Source organism: Cellvibrio sp., assembly GCF_053579595.1.
The window spans coordinates 1-8,953 of the sequence record NZ_JBRFPI010000179.1 but is presented as its reverse complement, the minus strand read 5'-3'; the positions used below and the strand labels follow the sequence as shown (position 1 = coordinate 8,953).

Genomic DNA, 8,953 nt, shown 5'->3' with positions numbered 1-8,953 from the left:
CCGACGGGCCGATCGTTCCGCCACACCGGTCGTGGTGCCATTTCCCTCACCGCGATGGGAGGAGGCGCCCCCCGCCGAGCAGTACGTCGTGGAGCTGCTGCGCCGGGCCATTGGGTACCGGGTGAGGCTGGGATGATTCCAATCAATAAAGGATGCCAGGGTGCCAGACGCGGCAAAGCAGATAAGTGCACGGAAATAATACTGCTGTATTGGGGATTCAGTTTGCAGCTGTTGACTGTCGGTCTTACTGTTCATTGGACGAAAACCTTGTTGTTATTTGGTCAGTAAGTCAATCCCTATAAAGTGTGATGCCGCTTGCCCAAGCGAGTGAATTAAACGGGTTTTTGTTGGAAATGTCTACTTGTTGGTGGAAACCTAAGCGACTTTTCTGACTGCTTATTATTTAAACTTCAATTCCAGGTATTTTTCTTCCAATTCGGTATATTGCTTGCGCAATTCAGCGAATTCAGACTGGATTTGTTGCAAATTTGCCGGACCTGCATCTGCCCCTGTACTGGTATGCTCAAGGTCGTTTTTGAGCTGATCGTTTTCGCGCTCCAGATCTTCCAGATTGCCTAGCAGCCCTTTGCTTTCATGGGTAAAGTTGTGCAATGTTTCCTTGATGCGTTGGTTTTCCTCTTCAAGCTCGTGTTCGTGCTCAATAATGCCTTCCTGCTCGGCAATTTTTTCGTTAGCCTTGTTGAGTTCTTCCTCTAATAATTGGACGCAGGTGTCTGACTCTTGCACAAAACGCACTTGCCGTTGCAGCTGCTGTTCTAGTTCTTTAATAACCAAATCCTTTTCCTCGGCCGTCACTGCTTCCTCAAGCTTGCGCTGCAAATTGCTGATGACCCGATATTGGTCAGCAGCCACGTTGCGCAGCTTCATAATTTCTTCTGCGGCACGGGGGTCTTGGCGGATGATATTAATTGTCTTGTTTTCAACAGGCTGCCCTGTAATTGCGGCGTTAGTCGAATGCATGTAGTGGGTTATTTCGTTGTAACTGTTGCCATATTGCCCTAACAGCATTTCGTATCTCTCGCGATCCTCGACTCCATCGGCCATCGCATAAAGTTCATTGTAGTAACCTTGGGCATTGGCTTGTGCTTCGTTCCAGCGCTTCTCCAAATCAAAAAACAGCTTTTTAAATTTTTCCAGATTCTCCACCCGCTTTTTATACATCTCCAGCTCTTCATTATTGGCGGTATCGGGTGAGGCATCTAGAGGTAAATCAAGGGCGGTATCTGTTGTAGATTGCAGGAGCGGTTCTAATGTTTGACGAAACACATTCCAATAACCTTCACTGCCGGGGACCTCAGTAGTGCCCAATTCCTCTGCGCGCAGGAAGGCGTAACGCAATGCGACTATGCGTTGGTTGATAGGCAGGTCGGCGGGTTGTGCTTCGCTGATATCGCTGCGCGGGGCAATCAGTGCAAAGCGATCCTGGGTTAACTCCAATTGTTCATAGATGAGTTGCTTGTAGGATTTTCCCGCAGGAGCAGGGGTTGAGTTGACAGTTTTAATCGTCTCAATCAGTTCGCGCAATTTGTCTTGTTGCCGGCGAATGAGCTTCTTTTGTTTTAGTGCATAAAAAATCAGTACTGCGGTTGCAATAAGTAACAGCAGATAAATCTCTAAGGCTACTGCGAGCACAAGGGTTGGGACTTGCATATTATTGTCGGCCGCAAGGATTGATAATGAACAGATATACAGCAACCTTATTGCCGCAATCGACTCTATAATCGCTGATTAACATATCTGCCTGAAAGTATGGTACAGATTCAGCCAATATTCGACTTGGCTATACTTTAGAGGTCAATCTGGTCTGCGTATTGAATAATTTATTAATGAGGTTTGTGGTTTTATGGATGCAATAGCAGCATTACATCAGCGAGTATCAACTCCGCGGCTTACCGCACCGGCACCGACGCCGCAGCAATTAACCGTATTGTTCAAGGCGGCACTGCGGGCCGCCGACCACGGCAATATGCATCCTTGGCGATTTTTAATTGTAGAGGGGGAGGGGCTAGCCCGGCTTGGCGAATTGTTTGCTAAAGTTGCTACCGTCAGGAATCCAGGGATCACGCAACCAGAGTTGGATCGCTGCCACGCTATGCCGCAGCGTGCCCCTATGATTATTGTTTCCATCGCCAAGTGCCAGCCCAATCCCAAAGTGCCGCAGATCGAACAAATCATCGCCGCTGGCGCCGCCACCCAAAATCTTCTCAATGCAGCCTTCGCAACGAATGTCGGTGCGGTGTGGCGTACGGGCGATATGGCCTATGACCCAGTTGTGAAAGAGGGGCTTGGGTTAATCGAAGGTGAAGAAATTATTGGCTTCATTTATGTGGGCACACCCACGGTTCCACCACATGCACCGCGCGAACAAAATCCCGCTGATTTTTTTAGCGTATGGCCACAGGAATAAGATTGCGTTTGCAAGCTTGCTTGTGTACATTAGCGCGCCTTCGCAGGGGGTACTTTGGATGGTGTTTTCGGCGGAGCCCGCAGGTAATTTAGTGCGGTAAAAAACGGTGAGGTGTCCGAGTGGCCGAAGGAGCACGCCTGGAAAGTGTGTATACCGCAAGGTATCGAGGGTTCGACTCCCTCTCTCACCGCCATTTTTGAATAAAGTTTTACTGTACAGTTCCGTGCATAGCAGCAGGTAGTTCGCTCCTTGTACAGGTTGATCGAAAATTGTATTTCATTGATTTATAAAGCATTAATTTGAGAGTCTTACAAAAGAAAATCAAATAAACGCTTGACTCACTGAACCCCGATCAATAAAATGCGCGCCTCAACAACGCACTCATAGCTCAGCTGGATAGAGTACTCGGCTACGAACCGAGCGGTCGGAGGTTCGAATCCTCCTGAGTGCACCATATTAAAAAGCCCGTCAGAAATGACGGGCTTTTTCGTTTTTAGATTTCCTCCTGTGTTAAATCTTCGTCATTAAATTCCAAATCTTTATCTTATCTGTTGCTATCCATTCATCCTTTGCTATACCCAATTCAGGTAAAGCGTTTTCGCTGGCATTTACTGACGTCTATAAGGTTGCGGTATAAAAAGTCATATAAGAGAGGGTATTGTGGATTTAAAAAACTTAATCGATAACGCACAGAAGTTGCCAAATATTCCCAAAGTGGTCCAAGAGTTAATAGAGAGTTTTGGCGATGAAAATATTAACAATGAGGCTATCGCTAAAAAAATCAGTGCTGATCAGGTACTCACGGCGAAGCTCTTACGCGCAGCCAACTCGGCGCATTACGGCGGCAACCGAAAAGTGGGCTCAGTGAGTGATGCAGTATTTATTCTGGGTTTTAATGCGGTGCGTACACTGGTGTTGGCATCGGGTATGACGGGGGCTTTCAAGGCCCCGGAGGGCTTCGATTTACCTGCGTTTTGGCATAACAGCTTTGCGGTGGCGAGTACGTGCAAATGGTTGGCGAAATTTTCTAAAGATGATGCAGAGACTGCCTTTACCTGCGGCATGATCCACAATATCGGTGAGCTGTTGATTCATATAATCCTACCGGACGAGTGCAAAGAGATCCAAAAAGTGGTGGATCGTGGCGCGCGCAATTCAGATATTGAAAAAAATGTGCTGGGTTTTAATTTCCCTGAAGCGGGAGCTGAGTTGGCCAATCGCTGGAAGTTTCCTGATGCGATTGTCTCCGGTATTCGCCATCAGCTCAATCCATTGGATGCGCCGGAATTCTCGCGTTTTGCTGCGTTAATTAATCTTTCGGACTATATAGTCCACGAGAACGAGAAGGATGGTGGCGCAACTCTGGTGGAACATTTCCCCAATGACTTAGCGACTAAACTGGGTATTAATCTGGTGAAGTTGATGGAACGCATTGACGAAACCAAAGATCTGATTGGCGGCTTTGATGAATTACTGCATTAAATAGTAAATACAACAAGCGATGGTGAGAGAGCAAAGCCCGTGTTGATCGCGGGCTTTTTTTTACGATTAATAACAGGTTTGTAGTGCATCAGCAAAACAGGCATCAATTTCTTGTGGTGTCGTTTTACGCTTGATCGCCTCAAAAAAAACTGTCGCTTGCGGGTATTCGCGGCTCAAATACATCAGCCACTGTTTAACGCGGTTGCCACAATTGCGCTCGCAATAAAGCGGTGTGGTCAGCTTGTAGTAATCGTAGAGCATATGGCAGATTTGGCTCCAGGTCAGTGGAGTGTAATCTTCACCTTCTATATGTGCTTTGATTTGCCGGGCGAGGTCAGGGCAAGCAAGCAGGCCGCGACCGAGCATGACATCGGCGCCATTGGATTGTTCGCGACAGCGCAGGTAATCCGCTACCGACCAAATTTCACCATTGGCAATCACCGGAATTTTTAGCTCCGCACGAATATCGGCGATGTAATGCCAATAGGCTGGAGGTTTGTAACCATCGGCTTTGGAGCGGGCGTGGACGGTTAGTTCGTCGGCGCCAGCGGCTTCTACGGCGCGGGCGTTATCCAGATAGCTACTGCGATCTTCATAGCCCAAGCGGATTTTGGCAGTGACGGGAATGCCGCGCGGCACAGCATCACGCACCGCTTTAATAATGGAGTAAACACGGTCAGGTGTACGCAACAAACAGGCGCCGCCCTCGTGGGAGTTGACTGTTTTGGCGGGACAGCCGAAATTCAAATCGATTGCCTTGGCGCCATAGCGGACAAGTTCTAACGCATTGATCGCCATAGGTTCGGGTTTGCTGCCGAGCAGTTGCACACGCACTGGTGTTCCGTTTGGGGTTTTACAGTCGCTTTCCAGCTCTTGCGCGTACTTGTAAAAGACTTTGTAGGGGAGCTTTTGGTCAGTAACACGGATAAACTCGGTCACACAGCCATCCAATCCACCAATACGCGATAGTATGTCGCGTACATGATGCTCAACAACGCCCTCCATCGGGGCCAACATAATGCGCATAGATTTGCTCGGGTTCGTTCAAAGACCGGCATTTTAGCGGGTTTTGGTTGATAATTTGTCCAGCCCTGCGTAGATTGCGCGGCCTTTTGCGGGTAAAACCCATCTTTTTTACTGATTATCGAGGTTCTTAATGACTCAGCCTGTTTTCCACGACCTGATTAGCGATAGCCAATTGCGTAAAGCGATTGATGTCTTGGGTTACGAACAACCCACACCGGTGCAGCTCAAGGCGATTCCGGCGGCAGTGGCAGGCCAGAACCTCATTGTCAGCTCCAAAACCGGTAGCGGTAAAACAGCCGCATTTTTGCTACCTGCGATTCAGGCGATTTTGGCCAAACCGCCAGTGAACCCGAGTTCAACCCGCATCCTGATTTTGACTCCCACGCGCGAACTCGCTCGCCAGATCGTGAAAAACGCCGAGCAGTTGCTTAAGTTCACCGGCTTGAAAGTGGGAATGGTGTGCGGTGGCGAAGAACTGAAGTACCAAAAGGCGATGTTGCGTAAAAATCCGGAAATCATCGTGGGTACGCCTGGGCGATTGGGTGAGCATATCTCCCACAAATCGACCGAATTTTCCGGCTTGGAGTTTTTGGTATTAGATGAAGCGGATCGTATGCTCGATATGGGCCTTAGCGATGACGTATTGAAAATCACCAATACCTGCCGCGCTGAACGCCAGACATTTTTGTTCTCCGCCACTATGGAGCAAAAAGGCCTGCGTCATTTGATCAAGCAAGTCATTCTGGGTGAAGCGCAAGAAATTTATATCGACGAAAAACCCAACGCTATCACCCAGCAAATGTTATTGGCTGATGATTACAAGCACAAAGAAAAATTGCTGGTCGCGCTGTTGCAAAAATCGACATTTGAAAAAGTGATTATTTTCACCAACACCAAACTCAAAGCCTCGCAGCTGGATAATTTACTGCGTTATAACAAATTTCGTGTCGGAACTTTGCATGGCGATATAACGCAGGATCAGCGCAAGATTACGCTCGATCATTTCCGCCAAGGCAGAACCACCGTATTGGTAGCGACTGATGTGGCTGCGCGCGGGTTGGATATTCCTGGTGTTGAGCTGGTAGTGAATATGGATATGGCGTATTCGGGCGATGAATATTTGCATCGTATCGGCCGGACTGGTCGCGCCGATAACGAGGGCAGGGCGGTGTCTTTGGTGGATGCGAAAGAGTGGAATCTCACCAAAGGAATCGAACGTTACCTGGGTGCAACCTTCGAGCTAATTACTATGCCGGGTTTGAAGGGTAAATATCAAGGCCCGGATAAAACGAAGTCGTCCGGAAAATCGGTTGGCACTAAAAAGAAAACAACCGCAAAAGATAAAAAAGACGATACCAAAGCGCCGAAAGTGAAAGTGCGCGAGCGCGACAAGAAAAATATTGGCAATCGCCGTGTACCTACTGCGCTGAAGACCGCTGCTGCAGTTGATGGTTTCGCTCCACCGAAAAAGAAAATCACCAAACAGATTGATGATAATGACGAGTAAGGGGGCCGCGCTTGCGCCCCTGCTTATGCGTTGCAGTCATGTCAATTTTATTTCAATTAAGTGATTGACCGCTTTTTAAAATAAGCCTAGTATCAAGTCAAAGGTGGTGAAATTAACCAGTAGCCGCCTCACCAGTATGTGAAGTTTGTCGTCGAGTGATAACAGCTTCATGTGCGTTCCCAAAGTAGGTTTCTGGCTAGTGCCAGCGTAATCTATCTGTCACAGACTTTTGTTTTAGTAGATGTGTTTTACTGCAAGTGCTTTACTCGAAGTGTTTTATTGTTTTTTAATCAGCGTTGAATTTTGAATCATTAACTGATCAATGAGTAATAGAAGGGGGTAAACGACACAGACATCATTCCATAGAAAATTGCGTTCTCGGGTAACTTCACGATATTGGGCCTTTGCGAAATCGCCCGTATTATTTTCAGACCTGAAGGGGATTATTCTTTATGGCAAGAAAAACGCATGCCAGACGTAGTGCAAACCATCACTCATACGATGATACCAGCTACCCAGCGTCGCGACATAAATCGCGAAAGAATCAACGCAGTGATGACAACATTGTCGAAATAAAATCCCGCTCGCAGCAAGTCGAAACAGCTTACTCTCCCCCTCGCTCCCCCCAACCACTTCGCGCTAAAACAAAATCCCAGCAGCAATACATCAACGCTATCAATAGCCACATGCTTACTTTTGGTATTGGCCCAGCCGGTACCGGTAAAAGTTATTGTGCAGGCGCATTGGCGGCAGAGGCGCTGGAATCGGGGCGTATTGAGCGTATTATTCTCACGCGCCCAGCGGTGGAGTCAGGTGAGAATCTCGGGTTTTTACCGGGCGATCTCGACGAAAAATTTTCTGTGTATATTGATGCCTTCCGCGATATTTTAAACGAACGCCTCGGCGCTGGAACTGTGGAATATTGTTTGCGTCACGGCCGTATAGTTGCAGCCCCGCTCGCCTTTATGCGCGGTAAAACCTTTAATAGCAAAACCTTTGTGATTTTCGATGAGGCGCAAAACGCTAGCCCGGCGCAGATGAAAATGTTTCTGACCAGGATAGGCGAAGATTGCAAAGTTGTTATTAATGGCGATATCAAACAGAGTGATATTCGCGGACCTAATGGTTTGGAAGATGCAGTCAATTTGCTGGACGGTTTGTCTAACGTCTATATTCATGAGTTTGAACGCGAAGATATAGTGCGCAGCGGTTTGGTGCGCGATATTATCGACCGTTACGAAGTAACAGACCAAGATTAATCAACCTCAAGGCACGCAACTAACTATCGTAATTAGTTGCGTGCCCTTGTCATGTCTATCTGACTTGCTAAATGATCAGTGAGTCGGCATCCTGCGCGCGTTTTTTCCTTTTCGTGATCATCACTTTTTCTGATAATTATTATGAAAGATTTGCGCTGCCCGCTTTGCTGTCAACCTCTGCTACAAAATACCCAAGGCTTGGCTTGTGCAAATCGCCATCAATTTGATCGCGCGAAAGAGGGTTACTTCAATTTATTGCCCGTACAAAATAAACATTCGCGTGAACCTGGCGATGCCAAAGAACAGTTGCAGGCGCGCCGCCAGTTTTTGCAGGCGGGATTTTTTGATCCACTCAAAATGCGGCTGCAAGAGTTATTGCCATCAACAACGTCAACTTTGCTTGATATAGGTTGTGGTGAAGGTTATTTCACGGCGGGATTTTCTGATGCCTTACCCCAGGCGCAGATTTATGGAATGGATATCGCCAAAGCGGGTGTGCGGCTCGCGGCAAAAACGGCGAAGGATAAAACCGGGCTGACATACTGCGTGGCATCGAGTTTTGATTTGCCTCTGGCCGATAACTCAATGGATGTGGTCACCCGAATTTATGCGCCCAGCAAAGACGCCGAGTTATGCCGTGTAATAAAACCGGGCGGCAAGTTAGTTATAGTGGCGCCCGGCGAAAATCATCTGCTGGGTTTACGCGCGCGAATATATAAGGAAGTGCGCCCGCATCCCCAGCCAATAACGCCCAAAGGTTTCGCAGTAGCAGAGCATCATCGTTTGGAAATCGATTTGCGTGTGAGCGAGCCGGACAACTGTGCAGCGCTTCTGGCTATGACTCCATTTGCCTGGCGGCTGGCTCCGGAGCTGCGAAATTCAATACTCGATAGTGAATTGCAGGACACTCTGGATTTTTCAATCAGTGTTTATAGCAAAAACTGATTATTTACCTATTTTCTATGGTTTTTAGGGGCACAAGGTAATTAAAAAAATGTGATTTGCATCACAAATGCAAATACTATTGTGGCATAAAGCATCGATGAGTTATGATGAAATCGTTGGTTTGGATGCTTTTTGCGCCACAAGAAAGGTTGTTGATCTAAAAAACCTGTTTTTATACCCAACACTATCTACTATAGAGTTATACCAAAGTTACTGGATTTTGTTGTCCGGATCCAGTTGCTTTGGCTTCTCCAATAGGGATTTTCTTGCCTCCCTGGGTTCAGTGAATGAGCTCGCATCCTGTGC

The 8,953-nt window shown here is 47.5% G+C and carries 8 protein-coding genes and 2 tRNA genes; 8 read left to right on the top strand and 2 right to left on the bottom strand.

The features are described 5' to 3' along the window. Positions 1-288 (top strand): hypothetical protein (locus tag ACWA6V_RS12165; RefSeq protein ID WP_449522738.1); only part of this gene is annotated, 288 nt, incomplete at its 5' end. A 111-nt stretch (positions 289-399) separates the two neighbouring features. Here the strand turns inward: ACWA6V_RS12165 and ACWA6V_RS12160 are convergent. After that, positions 400-1,671 carry a hypothetical protein gene (locus ACWA6V_RS12160; RefSeq protein WP_449522737.1) on the bottom strand — a complete coding sequence of 424 codons (1,272 nt, stop codon included), beginning with the start codon at positions 1,669-1,671 and terminating at the stop codon, positions 400-402. A gap of 193 nt (positions 1,672-1,864) precedes the next feature. Here ACWA6V_RS12160 and ACWA6V_RS12155 point away from each other — a divergent pair, with 193 nt between their 5' ends. From ACWA6V_RS12155 to ACWA6V_RS12140, 4 genes are all read left to right on the top strand, one after another. After that, entirely contained in the window at positions 1,865-2,428 is a 564-nt protein-coding gene (locus ACWA6V_RS12155; RefSeq protein WP_449522736.1) for a nitroreductase family protein, read from the top strand. Positions 2,429-2,533: 105 nt separating this feature from the next. Next, a tRNA-Ser gene (locus ACWA6V_RS12150) sits at positions 2,534-2,621 on the top strand. 184 nt (positions 2,622-2,805) lie between these two features. Beyond that, a tRNA-Arg gene (locus tag ACWA6V_RS12145) sits at positions 2,806-2,882 on the top strand. A 206-nt stretch (positions 2,883-3,088) separates the two neighbouring features. Continuing rightward, positions 3,089-3,910: an HDOD domain-containing protein gene (locus ACWA6V_RS12140; protein WP_449522735.1), complete on the top strand. Its 822-nt coding sequence runs from the start codon at positions 3,089-3,091 to the stop codon at positions 3,908-3,910. A gap of 66 nt (positions 3,911-3,976) precedes the next feature. On the opposite strand, the gene ACWA6V_RS12135 is transcribed toward ACWA6V_RS12140, so the two are convergent. Then, positions 3,977-4,936, bottom strand: a complete 960-nt coding sequence (locus tag ACWA6V_RS12135; RefSeq protein WP_449522734.1) for a tRNA dihydrouridine synthase — start codon at positions 4,934-4,936, stop codon at positions 3,977-3,979. A gap of 130 nt (positions 4,937-5,066) precedes the next feature. On the opposite strand from ACWA6V_RS12135, the gene ACWA6V_RS12130 reads away from it, so the two are divergent. The 3 genes from ACWA6V_RS12130 to ACWA6V_RS12120 all read left to right on the top strand — a co-directional run bounded on the left by ACWA6V_RS12130 (position 5,067) and on the right by ACWA6V_RS12120 (position 8,647). After that, positions 5,067-6,443 carry a DEAD/DEAH box helicase gene (locus tag ACWA6V_RS12130; protein ID WP_449522733.1) on the top strand — a complete coding sequence of 459 codons (1,377 nt, stop codon included), beginning with the start codon at positions 5,067-5,069 and terminating at the stop codon, positions 6,441-6,443. A 452-nt stretch (positions 6,444-6,895) separates the two neighbouring features. Further along, a complete protein-coding gene (locus ACWA6V_RS12125) occupies positions 6,896-7,702 on the top strand; it encodes a PhoH family protein (RefSeq protein ID WP_449522732.1) in 807 nt (268 codons plus the stop codon). Positions 7,703-7,843: 141 nt separating this feature from the next. Beyond that, positions 7,844-8,647, top strand: a complete 804-nt coding sequence (locus ACWA6V_RS12120; RefSeq protein ID WP_449522731.1) for a putative RNA methyltransferase — start codon at positions 7,844-7,846, stop codon at positions 8,645-8,647. Positions 8,648-8,953: the final 306 nt, after the last annotated feature.

Coding starts and splice junctions, on each gene's coding strand:
- ACWA6V_RS12160 (WP_449522737.1), bottom strand. CDS start 1,671: ATGCAAGTCCCAACCCTTGTGCTCGCAGTAGCCTTAGAGATTTATCTG.
- ACWA6V_RS12155 (WP_449522736.1), top strand. CDS start 1,865: ATGGATGCAATAGCAGCATTACATCAGCGAGTATCAACTCCGCGGCTT.
- ACWA6V_RS12135 (WP_449522734.1), bottom strand. CDS start 4,936: ATGCGCATTATGTTGGCCCCGATGGAGGGCGTTGTTGAGCATCATGTA.
- ACWA6V_RS12130 (WP_449522733.1), top strand. CDS start 5,067: ATGACTCAGCCTGTTTTCCACGACCTGATTAGCGATAGCCAATTGCGT.
- ACWA6V_RS12125 (WP_449522732.1), top strand. CDS start 6,896: ATGGCAAGAAAAACGCATGCCAGACGTAGTGCAAACCATCACTCATAC.
- ACWA6V_RS12120 (WP_449522731.1), top strand. CDS start 7,844: ATGAAAGATTTGCGCTGCCCGCTTTGCTGTCAACCTCTGCTACAAAAT.